The following is a 19,409-nucleotide window of genomic DNA, read 5'->3' as shown; positions in this document are numbered from 1 at the left end:
AACACGCGGCCGCGCGCGATACCGAAAGGCGCAACCAATCACTCTCGGCGCGCCAGCATCGCAGCTTCATCACGGCGCAGGGTCAAGACATCGACGCCATTTGCCGTGACCGCGACCGTATGCTCGAATTGGGCGGAGAGCTTGCCGTCGTCGGTCACCACCGTCCATCCGTCGTCTTCAGTGGAAACCTTGCGGCTGCCCTGATTGATCATCGGCTCGATGGTGAAGACCATGCCTTCGCGCAGCCTCATCCCTGTTCCCGGTCGCCCGAAATTGAGCACATCCGGTTCCTCATGCATCTCCCGGCCGATGCCGTGCCCGCAATATTCGCGCACGACCGAATAGCCGTTTTTCTTGGCATGCCGCTCGATCGCGGCCCCGATGTCTCCGAGATAGGCGCCGGGCCGCACCTGTTTTATGCCCTTCCACATCGCCTCCTGGGCGACGCGCACCAGCCGTTTCGCTGCGGGCGAGGCGTTGCCGACCAGATAGGTCTTGCTCGAATCCGCGATGAAGCCATTTTTTTCGAGCGTAATGTCGAAGTTGACGATGTCGCCATCGCGGATGATTTCGCCGGGATCGGGCACACCGTGGCAAACGACATGATTGATCGAACAATTCAGGACATATTCGAAATCATATTGTCCCTTGCTGGCAGGGCGCGCGGCCAGATCCACGGTGATGAAACGATCGACCAGATCGTTGACCTGCAGGGTCGACATGCCCGCAAGGTCCAGCCCGTCCAGCATTTCGAACACCGACGCCAGCAACTTGCCCGATATGCGCATCAGCGCCAATTCGTCCGGGGTCTTCACCATGTCAGGCGGCCACCACAGCCACGTGCGTGAGCCCCACATTCGCCGCCGCGAGCTGCGTTTTCACGATGTTATTGAAAGACAGCGTCGGGTTGGCTTCCGCCAGCATACCGATCTTCATCCAGAATTCGGCCTGCGCGTTGATTGACCGGCACATTACATCGCTCGCGCGGCGGACTTCCTCGTGCAGTTCGTCGTCAATCTTCACGATGCCCATAAGCGCCTCTTCAACTCGCAAATATACGAATCATACATGTTTCGGATATTTGCTGGTCAATCGATCGCGGGACCGCGGCGGCGCTGGGAAGGAGCGCCCGATCAGGGCCGTCGAGACAGTCCACGCGCGAGCATCGCCGCAATCTGATCGGCGATCTCGCCGCTCGGAGCATCTTTCGCCCACACGCCGAATCGTAAGCCCAGGAACACGTTCATCCCCATGATCGCCCAGGCATGGACCTCGCCAACCTCGTCGATCAATTCGCCCCGTGCCGCTGCCGCCTGAAGCCGCTCGCGGATGCGATCGGCGGTGGAGCAATAATGGAGCCGGAAACTTTCCGGATCGACGAATTCGGATTCGTCGATGATGCGATAGATCTCCTTGTGACCGCGCACGAACTCGAGAAAATGTTCGAGGCCAGCGCGCTCCGCCGCGATCTGATCGGGGGCGGCGCGAATCGCCGGGCCAACATGATTGCGCACCTGATCGGACATGTCGCGAACGAGCGCGCGGAACACCGCGTCCTTCGAGTCGAACCACGTGTAAAAACTGCCGAGCGCCACACCCGCGCGGCGGGTGATTCCGCTGATCGACGCGGCGTGGAAGCCGTGCTCGCCAAACTCCAGCGCCGCCGCGTCTAGGATCGCACGCTGGGTGCGCTGCCCGCGCGCGGTACGCGGCCGCTTATCCGTGCTCGCCGCCGGTTCTTCCGCGCCGCGCGGCGTAGCATTCTGCTCAATCTGCCGCCCGTCGCTCATCTCTGCCTCATATCCAAGTTGAATCCTGGTTCAACTTTCAGTATTGTGCTTTCGTTCGGCGCACAAGCTCGCAGCCAAGCGAGGCGCCGCAAAGGGGAGGTTTCACCTTGGTTACGTTTATCAATTCTCACGCCGCGCTCCGCAGCGGCGTCGCCGCTCTCGCGCTCACGGCCGCCGTACCCTCGTTCGCGCAGGAGGCTCCACAGTCCGCCGCCGAAGAGGCCGCCGCGACGAACGACATGGATATCGTCGTCACCGCGCGCCGGCGTGAGGAGACGCTGCAATCCGTGCCGGTCGCCGTCACCGCCTTCACCGCCGACAAGCTGGCGAAGAGTGGCGCGATCGATCTCACCGATATTCAGAATACCACGCCGAACACCACGTTGAAGGTTTCGCGCGGCACCAATTCCACGCTGGCGGCCTTCATCCGCGGCGTCGGCCAGCAGGATCCGGTGCCGGGTTTCGAGGCGGGCATCGGCATCTATCTCGATGACGTTTATCTCAATCGCCCGCAGGCCGCCGTTCTCGATGTCTATGATGTCGAGCGGATCGAGGTGCTGCGCGGCCCGCAGGGCACGCTTTACGGCCGCAACACGATCGGCGGCGCGGTGAAATACGTCACCAAGCGCCTCGCCGACACGCCGTCGGCAACGGTGAAGGCGACCTATGGCAGCTATAATCAGGCGGATGGGGTCATCAGCCTGTCCACCCCAATCGGCGACATGTTCAAGGTTGGCGTATCCGGTGCGCGCCTGACGCGCGACGGGTTCGGCCGAAACCTCAATCTCGGCATCGACAATTACAACAAGAAGCTCTGGGCCGGGCGCGGCACCGTGGAGTTCGAATCGCCCGACAAGCGGCTCTTCATCCGCATCACCGGCGATTATACCCATGATACGTCGAACCCGCGCAACGGCCACCGCCTGATCCCCGGCCTGCTATCCGGTGCACCGGTGCTGTCGAACGTGTTCGATACGCGCGCGGGCCTCAACAATCCGAAGCAGGACATTCAGGGCGGCGGCCTGTCGATGACGGTCAACGCCGAGCTTTCGGATCATTTCACGCTGCGCAGCATCAGCGCGTGGCGCAAGGATCGTTCGTACACGCCGATCGATTTCGACTCGCTCCCGTCGATCGATGTCGACGTGCCTGCGGTCTATCGCAACGAGCAGACCAGCCAGGAATTCCAGCTCCACTATAAGAGCGACAAGGTGAACGGCCTCGTCGGCTTCTACTATCTCGGCGCGAAGGCATCGACCGCGTTCGATGTGCTGCTGTTCACCACGGGTGGCGCGATATTGCCGGGCCTGGACGGGTTCACAGCAGGCGACGTGCGCACCGAAACCAGCTCGATCTACGGCGATTTCACCTTCGATTTCACCGATCAGCTCAGCCTGTCGCTCGGCGGGCGTTATACGTGGGATGAGCGCACGTCGTTCATCTACAAGGCGAACTACCTCAACGGCCCGACGGCCGAGTTCGGCGGCCACGCGACCCTGCTCGGCGCGCCCGCAACCAACTTCCGTGGCACGGCCAATTTCAAGAAGTTCACGCCACGCGCCTCGCTCAGCTACAAGATCACGCCCGATCACATGATCTATGCGTCGTATTCGGAAGGCTTCAAGGGCGGCGGTTTTGACCCGCGTGGCGCGGGCACCAGCGCGCCGATCAGCAATCCGGCCGCTGGCCGAACCTATCAGGACATTTACAACTTCCTGCGTTTCAAGCCGGAATCCGTCACCAGCTATGAAATCGGCTATAAGGGATCGCTGTTCGATCGCCGCTGGACCTACGCACTCGACGGATTCTATTCCAAATATACCGACGTGCAGGTTCCGGGTTCGGTCGCATGCACGGTGAACGGCATCTCCAGCTTCTGCGGCATCACGACCAACGCGGCAAAGGCGACGATCAAGGGCATCGAGGCCGAAACCAACGCGCAACTGGTGCGCGATTTCGCCGGCGTCGGCTCGTCGTTCAATCTGTCCGGCACGCTCGGCTACATCGACGCGAAATATGATCGCTTCATCGGCCCGACCGGCACCGATGTCGCCAACGTCCGCGTGTTCCAGAACACGCCGCATTGGACGACATCGGGCACCGCCACGCTCAATCTGCCGGCGGGCGACGGAATGCTCACCGCGCTGACCACCGTGTCGTATCGCAGCCTGACGCATCAGTTCGAGACGCAGAGCCCGTTCCTCGATCAGCCGGGCTATACGCTGCTCGACGCGGGGGTGACCTATGCGTTCGGTGCGAACCGGCAATTCTCGTTCGGCGTCTATGGCCGCAATCTGACCGACAAGAAGTACAAGACCGCCGGCTATCAATATATCAAGACCGATATCGCCGGTAATCCGCTCAACGCGGCGGGCCAGATAATCACCAATGGCAAGGGCTATGTCTCGACGCTTGGTCAGGAAGGCATCGCCACCGCGTTTTATGGCAACCCACGGCAGGTATTCGCGACCTTCACCGCGAAGTTCTGATCCGTTAGGGTGATGTAGCTGGGCCGGCGTCCGCTCTCGCGGGCGACCGGCCCTTCTACTATCGGGAGGGTGCGTTGATGATCGATCGCGAACGGCCGGGGTATCCCCGGCTCGTGCTGGCGATGCTGCTGCTGGTCTATGTCTTCAATTTCCTCGACCGGCAGATCCTCGGCATCCTTGCCCAGCCGATCAAGGCGGATCTGGGGCTGACGGATGCGGAGTTCGGCGCGATCGGCGGCCTTGCCTTCGCATTGCTCTATTCCGTGCTCGGCGTTCCGCTCGCCATCCTCGCCGATCGCACCAGCCGCAGCGGGGTGATCGCCGGGGCGCTGGTGGTGTGGAGCGGGTTTACCGCGCTGTGCGGTCTCGCCGGCAATTTCATGCAATTGTTCCTGTTCCGCCTCGGTGTAGGCGTCGGCGAAGCCGGTGGGGCCGCGCCATCCTACGCGCTGATCGCAGACTATTTCCCGCCGGAACGTCGCGCCCGCGCGCTGGCGATTTATTCGATGGGGGTGCCGATCGGGCTGGCGGCCGGGGTGCTGCTCGGCGGCTATATTGCGCAGCTTGTGGAATGGCGCGTCGCCTTTCTGACGGTGGGGATCGCGGGGATCGTGATCGCCCCGTTCTTCTACTGGATCGTGCGCGATCGTCCGCGCCCACCCGCGCCCGAGCGCGCGGTGAAGGGGGAAGTGTTCGGCATCCTCGCGCGTAAGCCGACCTTCTGGTTGCTCTCGATCGCTGCCGGCTCCAGTTCGCTGTGCGGCTATGGCCTGGCACTGTGGACGCCATCGGTGATGATCCGCAGCTATGGCTTCGATCTGATCACCACCGGGCAATTCATGGGATCACTGCTGCTGATCGGTGGCACCGCAGGGGTGTTTACCGGCGGCTGGCTCGCAGATCGGCTCGGGCGGCTCGATCAGACGTGGTACGTCAAAATCCCGGCGATCGCGTGGCTGATTACGGTGCCCACCTTCGCCGCCGGGCTGCTCGCGCCTAATCCATGGCTGGCGTGGCCGCTGCTGCTGATCCCGAACGCGCTCAATATCCTGTGGCTCGGGCCGATCACCACCGCGGTCCAGCATCTCGTGCCGACGCGGATGCGCGCCACCGCCTCGGGCAGCTTCCTGTTCATCAACAACCTGCTCGGACTCGGCATCGGGCCGCTGCTGATGGGATCGCTTTCCGATTGGCTGAAGGGTGGCTTTGGCGCCGAATCGCTGCGTTATGCCGCGGTCGCATGCGTCGGCTTTTACCTGTTCGCGGGCCTGCTGGTGCTGTTCGCGATCCGCTCGATCAAGCGCGACTGGGTGGCCGAAGGGGCGTGATGCCGTGCGAAAACGGCGCCTAGCCGCGTCCCCGCCCCGCCTCCCATCGGCTCGGCATCGTGACCGAGGGGCGGGGTGGGAAAGCGGCGCGACACCGCAAAAGGCCTAGCGCTCCCGCGTCGCCGCGAACTTCACCTTGGGATAGCGATCGGCGATGTAGTTCACCTCCCACGCGCTCTTGGCGAGGAACACCGGATTGCCGTCGCGATCCTTCGCCAGCGCGGCGCGGTTGATATCGGTGAAGTCCTTGAGTGCGGCGGCATCGTCGCTCGATACCCAGCGCGCGGTGTCGAACGGTGCGGGTTCCAGCCCGGCGGCGACCTTATACTCAGCCTCCAGCCGGCTGATCAGCACCTCAAGCTGGAGCTGGCCAACGACGCCGATGATCCAGTTCGATCCGATCTCGGGATAGAATACCTGCGTCACCCCTTCCTCGGCCATATCGTCGAGCGCCTTGCGGAGCTGTTTGGTCTTGGTCGGGTCCTTGAGTGCGACGCGACGCAGGATTTCGGGCGCGAAATTGGGCAGGCCGGTGAAGCGCACGGCGGCGCGCTCGGAAAGCGTGTCGCCCACCCGTAACGTGCCGTGATTGGGGATACCGATGATATCGCCGGGATAGGCCTCATCCGCGATCTCGCGATCCTGCGCGAAGAACAGGATCGGCGAATGGACGGCGATCGGCTTGCCATGGCCGCTCGGTGTCAGCTTCATGCCGCGTTTGAATGTGCCGGAGCACAGCCGCATGAAGGCGATGCGATCGCGATGCTGCGGGTCCATATTCGCCTGCACCTTGAAGACGAAGCCGGTGACTTCCTTCTCGTCCGGTGAGACGGGCGCCGGATCGGCCGGCTGCGGACGCGGCGGCGGGGCATAATCAGCCAGCGCGGCGATCAGTTCGCCGGGGCCGAAATCCTTGAGCGCGGAGCCGAAATAAACCGGGGTGAGATCGCCGTTGCGATAAGCGTCAACATCGAATTCGGCATAGCCAGCCTGCGCCAGCTCCACTTCCTCGCGCACCGCATCGGGCAGGATCGGCTCGGCATCGACCTTGCCCTGAAAGGTGCGGCTGCCGCCCTCCGGCCGGCTGATCGACCAGCGCTTGAGATCAAGCACGCCCTCGAACGTGCCCCCCATGCCGACCGGCCAGCTCATCGGCGCGACATCCAGCGCCAGCGCGTCCGCCACCTCGTCGAGCAGCTCGAACGGCGCACGCCCCTCGCGATCGACCTTGTTGATGAAGGTGATGATCGGCACGGAACGCAGGCGGCACACCTCGAACAGCTTGCGCGTCTGGCTTTCGATGCCGCGCGCGGCGTCGATCACCATCACCGCCGAATCGACGGCGGTGAGCGTGCGATAGGTATCCTCGCTGAAATCCTCATGCCCCGGCGTGTCGAGCAGGTTGAAGGTCACGCCGTCCTTCTCGAACGTCATCACCGACGACGTGACCGAGATGCCGCGCTGCTGCTCGATCTTCATCCAGTCCGATCGCGCGCGCCGGTTCGCGCCGCGCGCCTTCACTTCGCCGGCGAGGTGGATCGCGCCGCCGACCTGAAGCAGCTTTTCGGTCAGCGTCGTCTTGCCGGCGTCAGGGTGCGAGATGATCGCGAAGGTGCGGCGGGGGGAAGTCATGTAGCGGGCTTTCGTAAGGCCGGAAGGAATGCGCGGAGAGACGGGTGCGCGGTTACGATTCGCGCAGTAATGTCACGCGCATCGCGATCTGTTTCGTCGCCCCCGGCGCAACCTCGAACACGCCGGGCTTGTCGCGGAACTCGCCGGCGAACCCGGCCGGATCGGCGATGCCGTGCCACGGCTCGATACAGATGAAATGCGCGCCCGGCTTGGTCCAGATGCCGAGCATCGGGGTGTCGGGAAAAGCGATCTCCAGGCGCGGGCCGGTCGCGTCGCTATAGGTCGCGTGATCGGAATGGAGCGTGTCCCAGATCAGCGCATCGTGCGTGAACAGATCGTCGCGCAGGTTGAGCGTGCGCCCATCGAGCGGCGACGGGCGCGTTTCCGGCATGATCTGCCCATCGGCGTCGATTTGACGGATCGCTTCCGGCTCATCGGCGGAGAAGGTAATGCGATGCGCCTCTTTCGCGCCCCCAGCCGGCTGCGGCCAGGCGAAAGCGGGGTGGAAGCCGAAGCTCGCCGGAAGCGGCACGTCGCCCGGATTGTTCACCGCCACATCGACCCGCAGCCCGCCACCCTCGATCCGGAAGGTCACTTCCAGTCGGAACGCGAAGGGATAGCTGGCGCGGGTCTCCTCAGTGTCGGTCAGCACGAACGTCACGCGATCCGCCGCCTGCGCTGTCACGGCGAACACCATCCGCCGCGCGAAGCCGTGCTGCCGCATCGGATAGGCGCGGCCGTCGACGCGGATCACCTCCCCCGCGGGCTTGCCGACCACCGGGAACAGCAGAGGCGCGCGGCCGGTCCATAACGCCGGATCGGCATCAGTCATCAACTCGCGGCCGGCGGCATCCTTCAGCGACGACAATTCCGCGCCAAGCGGATTGATCGCTGCCGTCAGCCCGTCGCCCGCGATGACGACCCATTCAGCCACGCAATACGGCCCCCTGTTTCGCCGCAGCCGCGACAACCTTGTCGGCGATCGCCTTCAGATCGGCATCGGTGAAGCTCTTCTCGCCCGGTTGAAGCACCACTTCTAGCGCGACCGACTTCTTGCCCGGCTCGACGCCGGTGCCGGTGAACACGTCGAACACCCGCGCCGATACGATCGCCGCCTTGTCCGCGCCCTTCGCCGCGCGGGTTAGCGTATCCGCCGTCACCTCCTCGGGCACAAGGAAGGCGAAATCGCGGCGCACTGGCTGTAGCGCGGGCGGTGCATAAGCCGGGCGCATGAAGCCGTTGCCGCCGCGTTTGGCGGGCAATGCGTCGAGATAGAGTTCCACGGCCGCGACCGCGCCGTCGAGATCGAACGCCTCCGCCGTGCGCGGATGGAGCATGCCGAACGCCGCCAGCACCGTTTTCGGCCCGAGCCGCAACGTGCCGGACTGTCCGGGGTGCCACGCCTCGCCGGCATCGCCGAACACCTGCAGATTCTCCACCGGCGCGCCGGCCGCGGCGAGCAGCGCGAGCCCCTCCGCCTTGGCGTCGAACGCGTCGAACCCGGCGGCCTTGCCCTCGCGCCAGCCGCGCGGGCGGCGGTCGCCCGCCAGCACCACGCCCAATGTCGCATGCTCGGCATCGGCGAGGTAGCGCCGCCCGATCTCGAACAGGCGAATGCTGCCGGCCCCGCGCTTTGCGTTGCGCGCGGCCGCCGAGAGCAGCCCCGGCAGCAACGATGGGCGCATGACCTTCAGATCCTCGCTGATCGGGTTGGCGAGCGTCCACGCGCCGCCACCGAATGCGGCGGCCTCCTTCTCGGCGAGGAAGCTCCACGTCACCGCCTCGTCCAGCCCGCGCGCGGCGGCGGCGCGGCGGACGCGGCGCTCCAGCTTCTGTTCGGGGGTGGCGGTCGGCCGCGCGACGCCGGGGAGGCGGGCGAGCGGCACGGACGGCACATTGTCGATGCCCTCGATGCGGATCACTTCCTCGACCAGATCGGCAGTGCCGTCGATATCGCGGCGCCAGGTCGGGGGGCTCACCTGCCAGTCGGCGGTGACGGTAAAGCCGAGCGATTCGAGGATCGTGCGCTGCCGCTCGGGCGCGACCGCGAGGCCGCCGAGCGTCTCGGTCCGCGCCGGATCATAGACATAGCTGCGCGTGCCGAGCGGCGCTTCGCCGGCGCGGGTGATCGCGGATGCCGTGCCACCGCAATGTTCCACCACCAGCCGCGTCGCGATGGCAAGACCATCGTCGAGGAATGCCGGATCCACCCCACGCTCGAACCGCTGGCGCGCATCGCTGGTCAACGCCAGTTTCTGCCCCGTCCGCGCGATATGATCGGGATCGAAGTAAGCGCATTCGATGATGACATCGGTGGTGCCATCGGAAACACCCGAATCCTCCCCGCCCATGATGCCGCCGATATCATGGACGTGCATATCGTCCGCGATCACCGTCATCGTGGCGTCGAGCGTATAGGTCTTGCCGTTCAGCGCCAGCACCGTCTCGCCATCGCGCGCCTTGCGCGCAACGAGGCCGCCGGAAAGCTTCGCCTTGTCATAGACATGAAGCGGGCGGCCGAGATCGATCGAGACGAAATTGGTGATATCGACCAGCACTGAAATCGGCTTCTGCCCGATCGCGGTGAGCTTCTGGCGCATCCATGCCGGCGCGGCGCCATTGGTGACGCCGGACACGCCCTGCGCGAAGAACGCCGGGCAACCGGCCGCGTCTTCGATCCGCACATCGGGCGCCGGGCCGTCGCCCGCCACCGGCGCGATTGCCGCGACGCGATAGACTTCCGCGAGCGGGCGCAACGTGCCGAGCCCCGCCGCCGCCAGATCGCGCGCGATGCCGCGCACCCCCATGCAATCCTGCCGGTTGGGCGTAATCGACACGTCGATCACGGGATCGTCCAGCCCGGCATAAGCGGGATAGGGTGTGCCGATCGGCGCATCGCCGGGCAGTTCGATGATCCCGTCGTGATCGTCGCCCAGTTCCAGCTCGCGCGTGGAGCACATCATGCCGTTCGATTCGACGCCACGGATCGCGGCGACCTTCAGCACCATGCCATTGGCCGGCACCACGGCGCCCGGCATCCCGAACACGCCGACAAGGCCCGCGCGTGCGTTCGGCGCGCCGCAGACGACCTGCAACGGCCCATCGCCCGCATCGACCGACAACACCTGCAGCTTGTCGGCCTGCGGATGCCGCTCAGCGGTCAGCACCTTCGCAATGCGGAACGCGGCAAGCTTCTCGCCCGGATTGTCGACGCCTTCGACTTCCAGCCCGATGCGGGTCAGCCCCTCGACGATCGCGTCGAGCGTGGCGTTGGTGTCGAGATGCTCCTTGAGCCAGCCCAGCGTGAACTTCATGCGCCGACTCCCCCGCTCAGCGTCGGTACGTCGAGCGCCGAAAATCCATAATGTTTCAGCCAGCGGATATCGCCGTCGAAGAAGGCGCGCAGATCGTCCATGCCGTATTTCAGCATCGCCAGCCGGTCGATCCCGCAGCCGAAGGCGAAGCCCTGCCACTCGGCCGGATCCAGCCCGCACGCCGCGATCACCTTCGGATGGACCATGCCGGAACCCAGCACCTCCATCCAGCCGCCACCGGACCCGCCGATCACGCGCTTGCCCTTCTCCAGCGTGTAGCCGACATCGACCTCGGCCGACGGCTCGGTGAACGGAAAATAGCTCGGGCGCAGCCGCAGCACGATATCGTCACGCTCGAAGAACGCCTTGAGGAAGGTTTCCAGCGTCCATTTCAGATGGCCGAGCGTGATCCCCTTGTCGATCACCAGCCCCTCGACCTGATGGAACATCGGCGTGTGCGTCGCGTCGCTGTCGGAACGATAGGTGCGGCCGGGCGCAATGATGCGGATCGGCGGCTTCTGGCTCAGCATCGTGCGGATCTGCACCGGCGAGGTGTGGGTGCGCAGCAGCATCTTGCGCTCGGCCCCCTCCTGCTCCGGGAAATAGAAAGTGTCGTGCATCGCGCGCGCCGGATGGCTTTCCGGAATGTTGAGTGCGGAGAAATTGTGCCAGTCGTCCTCGATCTCCGGACCCGTAGCGACCGCGAAGCCGAGATCGGCGAAGATTTCAGCCAGTTCGTCCATCACCTGGCTGACCGGGTGGATCGTGCCGCTGGCGGCCGCATCGACCGGCAGCGTCATGTCCAGCCGCTCGCTCGCCAGCCGTGCATCGAGCGCCGCCGTATCGAGCGCCGCCTTGCGCGTCGCGATCGCGCCCGCCACCGCCTCGCGCAGGCCGTTGATCAGTGGGCCCTGCGTCTGCCGCTCATCGGCGGACATCCCGCCCAGCGTCTTGAGCAACGCGGTGACGCGGCCCTGCTTGCCAAGCGCCTCGACGCGGATCGCCTCGAGTGCGTCGGGCGCGCCCGCTGCGTCGATCCGGCAGAGAAGGTCGGTCTTCAGTTGGTCAAGATCAGCCATGATCGTCCTGATGGTTGGGCACGCCACGCCCGATAACGAAAAGGGCGCCGGTGGCCTAGACCACCGGCGCCCCGATTCCTTCGCGCGTAAGGCTGCCTCAGGCGGCCTGGGGCAGAGCCGCCTTCGCCTGCGCGATGATGGCGCTAAACGCTTCACCTTCGTGCATCGCGATGTCGGCCAGCACCTTACGGTCCAGCTCGACGCCGGCCAGCTTCAGGCCGTGCATGAACTGGCTGTAGCTCAGGCCCTCGGCGCGGACGCCGGCGTTGATGCGCTGGATCCACAGACCACGGAAGGTCCGCTTCTTAACCTTGCGGTCGCGATACGCATATTGGCCGGCCTTTTCGACCGCCTGCCGCGCGACGCGGATCGTATTCTTCCGGCGGCCACGGTAGCCCTTGGCCTGTTCCAGAATATTCTTGTGCTTGGCGCGGGTGGTTACACCCCGTTTGACGCGTGCCATCTCTTAAGACTCCTCAGTTCAGGCCGTACGGCGCCCAGGCCTTCACCGTCGCGGTGTCGGCCTTCGACAGGACCGTGGTCCCGCGGTTCTGGCGGATGTACTTGCCGTTGTGGCTGATGAGACGGTGGCGCTTGCCGGCCACGCCGTGCTTGAGCTTGCCGGTCGCGGTGAGCTTGAAGCGCTTTTTCACGCCGCTCTTGGTCTTGAGCTTGGGCATTTTGGTCCTTTCAGTTCGGGCGAGGTCAAAACGGCCGCGGCAGCCCTTGTGGCCGGGCCGTTCGTCATGATCCTCACGCGGGAAGCGGGGCCTTTAGCGGCGACACAGAGAAAATGCAACCAACACCGCCCGGTTAGCCCACCGCTGCCAGTCGCGACCGGATGTCGCGATATGCCGCCGCTATCAACTCGCTCACGGCCTCCTCGTCGATCGGCTTGCCGTGACGCAGCTTCACATGCCGCATGCGCTTTCCGGTACCTTCCAGCAGACCCGCCGGATCGGGCAGCGCCGCGCCGTGAAAGAAGCCGATGTTCACATGCGCGCTGAAGGCAGCCGCATAGCCGAACGCGGCATCATCGACGCAGGCCGTGGGGTGGCCATCGTGCAGCAGTGCGCCAACATCGGCTCCGCACGCCAGCATGCGCTCGAACCAGCGCCCCGCCACATGCCGTAACCCATCATGATCCGCCGCGAACCATGCCTCGACCTGCGCATCGCGCCTGATCGCGCCTGAAAGGCGGAAAAGCCGCTCGTCACCCGCAACGGATGTCATCGCCGCTCAGCCCGCCTCCACCTTCGCGGACTCCGGCAGATCGAACGCACGGCGATCCTCATCGAAGATACCGTTCTTCACCCATGTTCCGTGCGCGTGCGCCGTCGCCAGCACCGCCCATTCGTCATGCCCCGGCCAGCTTTTCACGCGGACCACCTGCTGCGCGAAGGCGCGATTCGGCTCCATCATCACCCAGCCGAGCGGGCGCTCCGCCGTGGCGCGCGCGCCGGCCGCCGCCATCGCGGCGCGCACCCGATTCGCCGTGTCCTCGGGCAGATATTGCCACACCACCGAATGCATCAGCACCCGCGTGACGCCGGCCGCCTGCGGCTCCGCCAGCCGCGCCTCCAGCCAGTCCGCCGCGTCCGCGCGCACCAGATCGACGCCGCGCGCACGCTGCATCGCGATCGCCCGGCCAAGCCGCTCGGCACGCGCGGGCGTTTCCGGCCAGACATAAGCGCACAACCGCTGCTCGACCGCCGGATCGGTCGCGTCGAGTGGATGGACATCACACCCACGTACCGACACGAACTCCACCGCTGCCGCCTCGGGCGGCTCACCGCGCCATTCGGGGCGAATCGTCACCGGCGAATCGGGCGGCCCCATCGGCACCCCGCCCAGATCGAAGGCATAGCGATCGATCAGCAGGTTGAGGCCCGCGCTCGATCCGATTTCAAGCAATTCGATTTTCGGGCCATGCCGGCGCGCGATTTCCATCAGGCCGAGCATCAACGCACCCGAACGCCCCGGCTCATTGGTCTGCGGCGGCCCGTCGAGCCACGGGAAAAGCGCATCGTCGTGCCGCACCAGCGCCGCGTTGAGCGCCGCCGCGATCGCGTCGGCCGCAACGATCTCGCCCGCGAAGATCGCCGCCAGCCCGGCGCCTCGCCCCGCGCGCACCAGCGCGTGCAGCCCGCCGAAGAAGCGTAGGGGCAATGCATCGCGAGTCGGCTCGCCCGGCCAGTCGAGCACGCGCGCGCCGGTGCGGCTCTCGCGCGTCAGCCCATCGGCCACGGCACCGCACAGCCGCGCGTACATCGGCGCGTCCATATGCCGGCAATAAAATTCCTGAATGCGAAACGCCTCGCGGACATTCTCTTCGGTCGCCATCGAACGCACCCTCCTGCCATTGTATTGCGCCTCCCCGCCCCCCCGCGTAAAGGCCGCGCCCGTGAGCGAACCAATCGTCATCGCCGTCCCCAAGGGCCGCATCCTGAGCGAGGCGCTGCCGCTGCTCGCCCGCGCCGGCATCGTGCCAGAGGCCGCGTTCGGCGACGAGAACAGCCGCGCGCTGCGTTTCCGCACCGAAAGCGCCGCGATCGAGCTGATCCGCGTCCGCGCGTTCGATGTCGCCACCTTCGTCGCCCATGGCGCAGCGCAGCTTGGCATCGTCGGGTCCGACGTGCTGGCCGAATTCGCTTATTCGGAGCTGTACGCCCCGGTCGATCTCGCGATCGGCCATTGCCGGCTGTCGATCGCGGAGCCGGTCGAGATGGCCGAGCGCGACGATCCGCGCGGCTGGAGCCATGTGCGCGTCGCGACCAAATATCCGCATGTCACCGCCGAGCATTTCGCGCGGCGTGGCGTGCAGGCGGAATGCATCAAATTGAACGGCGCGATGGAGTTGGCGCCGACGCTCGGCCTCGCGCCGCGCATCGTCGATTTAGTCTCCTCCGGCCGCACGCTGCAGGAAAACGGGCTGGTCGAGGTGGAGCGGATCATGGAGGTCTCCTCGCGCCTGATCGTCAATCGCGCCGCGATGAAGACGCGTGCGGGCGTCGTGCCGCTGGTCGAGGCGTTCCGCCGCGCGGTCGATAAAACGGCGGCAGCATGATCTGGCTCGACGCCGCCGCGCCATCGTTCGAGGCGGATTTCGCCGCGCTGGTCGATGCGCGGCGCGAATCGGATGCGGACGTGACCCGCGACGTCACCGCGATCCTGCACGCCGTGCGTGACAAGGGCGATGCGGCATTGCGCGCCTACACGCAAAAGCTTGATCGCCACGATCTCGATCAAACCGGCTGGCGTGTGCCAGCGAGCGATTGCGCGGCGGCGTTCGATGCGCTGACGCCCGATCTGCGCAACGCGCTGGAGCTCGCCGCCTCGCGCATCCGCGCTTACCATGAGAAGCAGCGGCCCGACGATCTCGCCTTCACGGACGATGCCGGCGTCCGGCTTGGCGCGCGGTGGCGGGCGGTGGATGCGGCGGGCGTCTATGTCCCCGGCGGACGGGCGGCTTATCCCTCCACGCTGCTGATGAACGCGATTCCGGCCAAGGTCGCCGGCGTCGAACGGCTGGTGGTGGTGACGCCGACGCCGGGCGGCGAGGTCAATCCGCTCGTGCTCGCCGCCGCGCATCTCGCCGGCGCTGATGAGGTGTGGCGCGTCGGCGGTGCACAGGCGATCGCCGCGCTGGCATGGGGCACCGATCGCATCTCCGCCGTCGATGTCGTCACCGGGCCGGGCAACGCCTGGGTCGCGGAGGCGAAGCGGCAGGTTTACGGCGTGGTCGGCATCGACATGGTCGCCGGCCCGAGCGAGATCGTGGTGATCGCAGACGGCGCGAACGACGCCGAATGGATCGCAGCCGATCTGCTCAGCCAGGCCGAGCATGACGTGACCACCCAGTCGATCCTGTTCACCGACGACGCCGGCTTCGCGACCCGCGTGGCGGATGCGGTCGAGCGCCAGCTCGCCACGCTCGCGACCGGGGAAACCGCGCGGATCGCGTGGGAGACGAATGGCGCGATCGTCCTCGTGCGCGATCTGGCTGACGCCTGCCCGCTGGTCGATCGGCTGGCGCCCGAACATGTCGAGATCGCCACCGACGATCCTGTCGCCCTGTTCGACAAGCTGCGCCACGCCGGCTCCGCCTTCCTCGGCCGCCATACGCCGGAGGCGATCGGCGATTATGTCGCCGGGCCGAATCACGTCCTTCCCACCGGGCGGCGCGCGCGATTCGCCAGTGGCCTCGGCGTCACCGATTTCATGAAGCGGACGAGCTTCCTTCAGCTAGACGCCGCCGCGCTCGACAAGCTCGGCCCGGCGACCGTCGCGCTGGCCACCGCAGAGGGCCTGCCCGCGCACGCCGCCTCGGTGGCGCTCCGGCTCGCCAGCCGCTGACCTTCGCGCCGTCCGCCGGAAAGGCGCCGGTTCAACGATCCGCATATTTGCTCTAAAGGCTCTGCCCCATGTCCCGTACCGCAGCACGATCAAAGGCCCGCGCCGCCGCGCGTCTCGCCGCCGTCCAGGCGCTCTATCAGCATGAGATGGAGAAGACGCCCGTCCCCACCCTGCTTCATGAATTCCACCAGCACAGGCTGGGCGCGACGATCGAGGGCGATGAATATGCCGAGGCGGACGTGCTGTTCTTCGATGATATCGTCACCGGCACCACCGCGCGGCTCGGCGAGATCGACCTGTTGATCGAGCCGAAGCTGCAAGGCTGGACGCTCGCGCGACTCGACAAGCCGATGAAGGCGATCCTGCGCTGCGGCGCCTATGAGCTGCTCGCGCGCAACGACATCGCGGTAGGCACCGCAATCAGCGAATATGTGGACGTTGCCCACGCATTTTACGACAAGCGCGAGGCCGGTTTCGTCAACGGCCTGCTCGACGCCCTCGCCAAGGACGTGCGCCGCTGATGGGCGAGGTCGTCAATCTCCGGCTGGCGCGCAAGGCGAAACGCCGCGCCACGGAGACGACGACCGCCGCCGCCAATCGCGCCGCCTTCGGCCGGACGAAAGCGGAGAGAGCCCTGGCGCACGCGGAACGCGAACGCACCGAACGCGTGCTCGATGGAGCAAAGCGCGACGATTGAATCAGGCGTTGGCTGCCCGCGTCAGGTTGAGGAACACGTCCTCAAGGTCCGCCTCCTTGGTGGAGACGTCGACGATCCCGAGGCCGGCACCCTGCACAGCGGCCAGCACCTCGCCCGCGTTCACCTTGTCCTTCTGATAGGTGATTTCCAACGTACGATCGCCCTTCAGCACGATCTTGCCGAAGCTCGGCGATTGCGGCGCTTCGGTCAGATCGCGATCGACCGTCACCGCGACGACCTTCTCCTGCGCCTTGCCAACCAGTTCGCGCGTCGGCTCGTTGGCGATCAGGCGGCCGTTGTTGATGATCGCGATGCGATCGCACAATTCCTCAGCCTCTTCGAGATAATGGGTGGTCAGCACCACCGTGACGCCCTCGTCGTTCAAGCGGCGGACATAGCTCCACAATTGCTGACGCAGCTCGATATCGACCCCGGCGGTGGGCTCGTCGAGCACCAGCACCGGCGGGGAATGGACCATCGCCTTCGCCACCATCAGCCGCCGCTTCATGCCCCCCGATAGCGTGCGGGCATAGGCGTTGGCCTTGTCCTCCAGATGAACCGCGCGAAGCAGCTCCATCGACTGCCGCTGCGCCTTGGGCACGCCATAAAGGCCGGCCTGAATCTCCAGCGTCTCCAGCGGGGTGAAGAACGGATCGAACAGGATTTCCTGATTGACGATGCCGATCGAGGCCTTGGCGTTGCGCGGATGCGCGTCGATATCGAAGCCCCAGATCGAGGCGGTGCCGCTGGTCTTGCGCACCAGCCCGGCCAGCGTGTTGATCAGCGTCGACTTGCCCGCGCCATTCGGCCCGAGCAGCCCGAAGATCGACCCCGCCGGCACATCGAACGTCACGCCGTCGAGCGCGCGCTTGCCGCCTTCATATGTCTTGGAGAGATCCCGGATGGCGATTGCGGCTTCTGTCATGGCCAGCGCATTTACGGTGCGCCGCAGGTGATTGCTAGCGCGCGCGCGCCTTGCTAATCGCGCTTCTTATGTTGCCGCCACCCGAAGTCACCCGCGTTACCCACCGCCGCGTCGCCTGTGATGGCGCGCATGATGGCCTGCCCGCCGCGCTCGGCCATCCGCGCGTGTGGCTGGAAATCGACGAATCGGGCTATTCCGATTGCGGCTATTGCGACCGGCGTTTCGTGCTGGCCGGCGGCCCGGCGGACGGCGTGGATCAGTCCGCGCTGCCGGATCACGGAGATTCGGCGGGGCGCTGATTCCTGACGGCTTTGCCACGGCGCGTTTCAGTCCTATCTATCGGTGATGACAGCCACCGATCCCCGCTCGTTCCTGTATCGCGACACGCTTGATCCCGAAGCCGCGAAGCGATTGACCGCCGATGCGCTGAACGCCGCCGATGATGGCGAACTGTATCTGCAATATCGCAAATCCGAAGCGTTCGGGTTCGATGACGGTCGGCTGAAAACGGCGAGCTACGACACGCATTCGGGCTTCGGCCTGCGCGCCGTCTCCGGCGAGATGACCGCCTTCGCCCATGCCAATGAAGTGTCGGAAGCGGCGATTCGCCGCGCGGCCCAGACGATGGCACTCATCGATCCGTCGCAGAGCGCCAAGGCGCCGCCGCCGCAGGGCACCAACCGCCACCTCTATACCGATGCCGATCCGCTCGATCTGGTGCCGTTCGCGGACAAGGTGAATCTGTGCCAGACGATCGACGCCGCCGCCCGCGCGCGCGATCCGCGCGTGGCGCAGGTCTCCGTCGGCCTCTCGGGCATGTGGAACGTGGTGGAGATCGTCCGCCCCGACGGCTTCGTCGCCACCGATATCCGCCCGCTGGTGCGCCTCAACGTCCAGATCGTCGTGGAACAGAACGGCCGCCGCGAAACGGGCACGTTCGGGATCGGCGGCCGCTATCTCTACGAATCGCTGTTCGACGAAAAGACCTGGAACCGCGCGATCGACGAGGCGCTCGCGCAGGCGTTGGTCAATCTCGAGTCGGTCGATGCCCCGGCGGGCGAGTTCACCGTATTGCTCGGCCCGGGCTGGCCGGGCGTGCTGCTGCATGAGGCGATCGGCCACGGTCTGGAGGGCGATTTCAACCGCAAGGGCACGTCCGCTTTTTCCGGCCGGATCGGCGAGCAGGTCGCGGCGCGCGGCGTGACGGTGGTCGACGATGGCGCGTTGCAGGATCGGCGCGGCAGCCTGTCGATCGACGACGAGGGCACGCCGACCGGCGAGACGGTGCTGATCGAGGACGGCTTCCTCAAGGGCTATATGCAGGATCGCCTCAACGCGCGGTTGATGGGGGTCGCCCCCACCGGCAACGGTCGCCGGGAGAGCTTCGCCCATGCCCCGATGCCACGGATGACCAATACCTTCATGAAGGCGGGCAAGGACGATCCCGCCGAGCTGCTCAGCCGCGTCAAGAACGGTATCTTCGCCAAATCATTCGGCGGCGGCCAGGTCGATATCGTCTCGGGCAAGTTCGTCTTTTCCTGCACCGAGGCGTATAAGGTGGAGAACGGCAAGCTCGGCGCGTCGATCAAGGGCGCAACGCTGATCGGCGACGGCCCCACCGTGCTGACCAAGGTGCTGGGCGTCGGGAACGATTTCGCGCTCGACGAGGGCGTCGGCATGTGCGGCAAGGGCGGCCAGAGCGTCCCCGCCGGAGTCGGCCAGCCCACCTTGCTGGTCGAGGGGCTGACAGTGGGTGGCACCGCCGCCTGACAATGCAGGCGGGGAAGGAGGGACAGTCC

The 19,409-nt window shown here is 65.9% G+C and carries 20 protein-coding genes; 8 read left to right on the top strand and 12 right to left on the bottom strand.

Features of this window, described 5'->3' with window-relative positions:
• Positions 1-38 precede the first annotated feature (38 nt).
• From map to P0Y64_07440, 3 genes are all read right to left on the bottom strand, one after another.
• Entirely contained in the window at positions 39-818 is a 780-nt protein-coding gene (map, locus tag P0Y64_07450) for a type I methionyl aminopeptidase (GenBank protein WEK44614.1), read from the bottom strand.
• A gap of 1 nt (position 819) precedes the next feature.
• Positions 820-1,032: a ParD-like family protein gene (locus P0Y64_07445; protein ID WEK44613.1), complete on the bottom strand. Its 213-nt coding sequence runs from the start codon at positions 1,030-1,032 to the stop codon at positions 820-822.
• A 101-nt stretch (positions 1,033-1,133) separates the two neighbouring features.
• Positions 1,134-1,790 (bottom strand): TetR/AcrR family transcriptional regulator, encoded by a 657-nt coding sequence (locus P0Y64_07440; protein WEK44612.1) that lies wholly within the window; start codon positions 1,788-1,790, stop codon positions 1,134-1,136.
• A 119-nt stretch (positions 1,791-1,909) separates the two neighbouring features.
• Here P0Y64_07440 and P0Y64_07435 point away from each other — a divergent pair, with 119 nt between their 5' ends.
• Both P0Y64_07435 and P0Y64_07430 read left to right on the top strand, forming a co-directional pair.
• Entirely contained in the window at positions 1,910-4,279 is a 2,370-nt protein-coding gene (locus P0Y64_07435) for a TonB-dependent receptor (protein ID WEK45003.1), read from the top strand.
• Positions 4,280-4,356: 77 nt separating this feature from the next.
• Positions 4,357-5,607: an MFS transporter gene (locus P0Y64_07430; protein WEK44611.1), complete on the top strand. Its 1,251-nt coding sequence runs from the start codon at positions 4,357-4,359 to the stop codon at positions 5,605-5,607.
• 105 nt (positions 5,608-5,712) lie between these two features.
• On the opposite strand, the gene P0Y64_07425 is transcribed toward P0Y64_07430, so the two are convergent.
• The 8 genes from P0Y64_07425 to P0Y64_07390 all read right to left on the bottom strand — a co-directional run bounded on the left by P0Y64_07425 (position 5,713) and on the right by P0Y64_07390 (position 13,975).
• Complete coding sequence (locus P0Y64_07425; protein WEK44610.1) at positions 5,713-7,239, bottom strand: peptide chain release factor 3; 1,527 nt, start codon at positions 7,237-7,239, stop codon at positions 5,713-5,715.
• A gap of 52 nt (positions 7,240-7,291) precedes the next feature.
• Complete coding sequence (locus P0Y64_07420) at positions 7,292-8,173, bottom strand: aldose 1-epimerase family protein (protein ID WEK44609.1); 882 nt, start codon at positions 8,171-8,173, stop codon at positions 7,292-7,294.
• Positions 8,166-10,553 (bottom strand): phenylalanine--tRNA ligase subunit beta, encoded by a 2,388-nt coding sequence (gene pheT, locus P0Y64_07415; GenBank protein WEK44608.1) that lies wholly within the window; start codon positions 10,551-10,553, stop codon positions 8,166-8,168. Before pheT ends, P0Y64_07420 begins: the two co-directional genes overlap by 8 nt.
• The gene (gene pheS, locus P0Y64_07410) at positions 10,550-11,632 is read right to left on the bottom strand and encodes a phenylalanine--tRNA ligase subunit alpha (protein WEK44607.1); all 1,083 of its coding nucleotides are present in this window, start codon (positions 11,630-11,632) and stop codon (positions 10,550-10,552) included. Before pheS ends, pheT begins: the two co-directional genes overlap by 4 nt.
• 97 nt (positions 11,633-11,729) lie before the next feature.
• Positions 11,730-12,095: a 50S ribosomal protein L20 gene (rplT, locus tag P0Y64_07405; GenBank protein ID WEK44606.1), complete on the bottom strand. Its 366-nt coding sequence runs from the start codon at positions 12,093-12,095 to the stop codon at positions 11,730-11,732.
• 13 nt (positions 12,096-12,108) lie between these two features.
• Entirely contained in the window at positions 12,109-12,312 is a 204-nt protein-coding gene (rpmI, locus tag P0Y64_07400; GenBank protein ID WEK44605.1) for a 50S ribosomal protein L35, read from the bottom strand.
• Between the two features lie 133 nt (positions 12,313-12,445).
• A complete protein-coding gene (locus P0Y64_07395) occupies positions 12,446-12,865 on the bottom strand; it encodes a DUF1801 domain-containing protein (GenBank protein ID WEK44604.1) in 420 nt (139 codons plus the stop codon).
• Between the two features lie 6 nt (positions 12,866-12,871).
• Positions 12,872-13,975 carry a DUF2332 domain-containing protein gene (locus P0Y64_07390; GenBank protein ID WEK44603.1) on the bottom strand — a complete coding sequence of 368 codons (1,104 nt, stop codon included), beginning with the start codon at positions 13,973-13,975 and terminating at the stop codon, positions 12,872-12,874.
• Between the two features lie 61 nt (positions 13,976-14,036).
• On the opposite strand from P0Y64_07390, the gene hisG reads away from it, so the two are divergent.
• The 4 genes from hisG to P0Y64_07370 all read left to right on the top strand — a co-directional run bounded on the left by hisG (position 14,037) and on the right by P0Y64_07370 (position 16,685).
• A complete protein-coding gene (gene hisG, locus P0Y64_07385) occupies positions 14,037-14,699 on the top strand; it encodes an ATP phosphoribosyltransferase (GenBank protein ID WEK44602.1) in 663 nt (220 codons plus the stop codon).
• A complete protein-coding gene (gene hisD, locus P0Y64_07380; protein WEK44601.1) occupies positions 14,696-15,988 on the top strand; it encodes a histidinol dehydrogenase in 1,293 nt (430 codons plus the stop codon). Before hisG ends, hisD begins: the two co-directional genes overlap by 4 nt.
• Before the next feature lie 68 nt (positions 15,989-16,056).
• A complete protein-coding gene (nusB, locus tag P0Y64_07375) occupies positions 16,057-16,509 on the top strand; it encodes a transcription antitermination factor NusB (GenBank protein WEK44600.1) in 453 nt (150 codons plus the stop codon).
• Positions 16,509-16,685: a DUF4169 family protein gene (locus P0Y64_07370; protein ID WEK44599.1), complete on the top strand. Its 177-nt coding sequence runs from the start codon at positions 16,509-16,511 to the stop codon at positions 16,683-16,685. Before nusB ends, P0Y64_07370 begins: the two co-directional genes overlap by 1 nt.
• 1 nt (position 16,686) lies before the next feature.
• Here P0Y64_07370 and P0Y64_07365 read toward each other — a convergent pair whose 3' ends face one another.
• The gene (locus P0Y64_07365) at positions 16,687-17,610 is read right to left on the bottom strand and encodes an ABC transporter ATP-binding protein (GenBank protein ID WEK44598.1); all 924 of its coding nucleotides are present in this window, start codon (positions 17,608-17,610) and stop codon (positions 16,687-16,689) included.
• 68 nt (positions 17,611-17,678) lie between these two features.
• Between P0Y64_07365 and P0Y64_07360 the strand changes: the two genes are divergently transcribed.
• Positions 17,679-17,909, top strand: a complete 231-nt coding sequence (locus P0Y64_07360) for a zinc-finger domain-containing protein (GenBank protein ID WEK44597.1) — start codon at positions 17,679-17,681, stop codon at positions 17,907-17,909.
• A 43-nt stretch (positions 17,910-17,952) separates the two neighbouring features.
• On the top strand, positions 17,953-19,380 hold the full coding sequence (tldD, locus tag P0Y64_07355; protein ID WEK44596.1) for a metalloprotease TldD: 1,428 nt from the start codon (positions 17,953-17,955) through the stop codon (positions 19,378-19,380).
• Positions 19,381-19,409 lie beyond the last annotated feature (29 nt).

This window comes from Candidatus Sphingomonas colombiensis, assembly GCA_029202845.1.
In the GTDB taxonomy this organism is placed as follows: Bacteria; Pseudomonadota; Alphaproteobacteria; order Sphingomonadales; family Sphingomonadaceae; genus Sphingomonas; species Sphingomonas colombiensis.
The sequence above is the reverse complement of the archived record's forward strand: the minus strand, read 5'-3'. Positions and strand labels throughout refer to the sequence as shown.

Coding starts and splice junctions, on each gene's coding strand:
- map (WEK44614.1), bottom strand. CDS start 818: ATGGTGAAGACCCCGGACGAATTGGCGCTGATGCGCATATCGGGCAAG.
- P0Y64_07445 (WEK44613.1), bottom strand. CDS start 1,032: ATGGGCATCGTGAAGATTGACGACGAACTGCACGAGGAAGTCCGCCGC.
- P0Y64_07440 (WEK44612.1), bottom strand. CDS start 1,790: ATGAGCGACGGGCGGCAGATTGAGCAGAATGCTACGCCGCGCGGCGCG.
- P0Y64_07430 (WEK44611.1), top strand. CDS start 4,357: ATGATCGATCGCGAACGGCCGGGGTATCCCCGGCTCGTGCTGGCGATG.
- P0Y64_07425 (WEK44610.1), bottom strand. CDS start 7,239: ATGACTTCCCCCCGCCGCACCTTCGCGATCATCTCGCACCCTGACGCC.
- pheT (WEK44608.1), bottom strand. CDS start 10,553: ATGAAGTTCACGCTGGGCTGGCTCAAGGAGCATCTCGACACCAACGCC.
- pheS (WEK44607.1), bottom strand. CDS start 11,632: ATGGCTGATCTTGACCAACTGAAGACCGACCTTCTCTGCCGGATCGAC.
- rplT (WEK44606.1), bottom strand. CDS start 12,095: ATGGCACGCGTCAAACGGGGTGTAACCACCCGCGCCAAGCACAAGAAT.
- rpmI (WEK44605.1), bottom strand. CDS start 12,312: ATGCCCAAGCTCAAGACCAAGAGCGGCGTGAAAAAGCGCTTCAAGCTC.
- P0Y64_07395 (WEK44604.1), bottom strand. CDS start 12,865: ATGACATCCGTTGCGGGTGACGAGCGGCTTTTCCGCCTTTCAGGCGCG.
- P0Y64_07390 (WEK44603.1), bottom strand. CDS start 13,975: ATGGCGACCGAAGAGAATGTCCGCGAGGCGTTTCGCATTCAGGAATTT.
- hisD (WEK44601.1), top strand. CDS start 14,696: ATGATCTGGCTCGACGCCGCCGCGCCATCGTTCGAGGCGGATTTCGCC.
- nusB (WEK44600.1), top strand. CDS start 16,057: ATGTCCCGTACCGCAGCACGATCAAAGGCCCGCGCCGCCGCGCGTCTC.
- P0Y64_07370 (WEK44599.1), top strand. CDS start 16,509: ATGGGCGAGGTCGTCAATCTCCGGCTGGCGCGCAAGGCGAAACGCCGC.
- P0Y64_07365 (WEK44598.1), bottom strand. CDS start 17,610: ATGACAGAAGCCGCAATCGCCATCCGGGATCTCTCCAAGACATATGAA.
- P0Y64_07360 (WEK44597.1), top strand. CDS start 17,679: ATGTTGCCGCCACCCGAAGTCACCCGCGTTACCCACCGCCGCGTCGCC.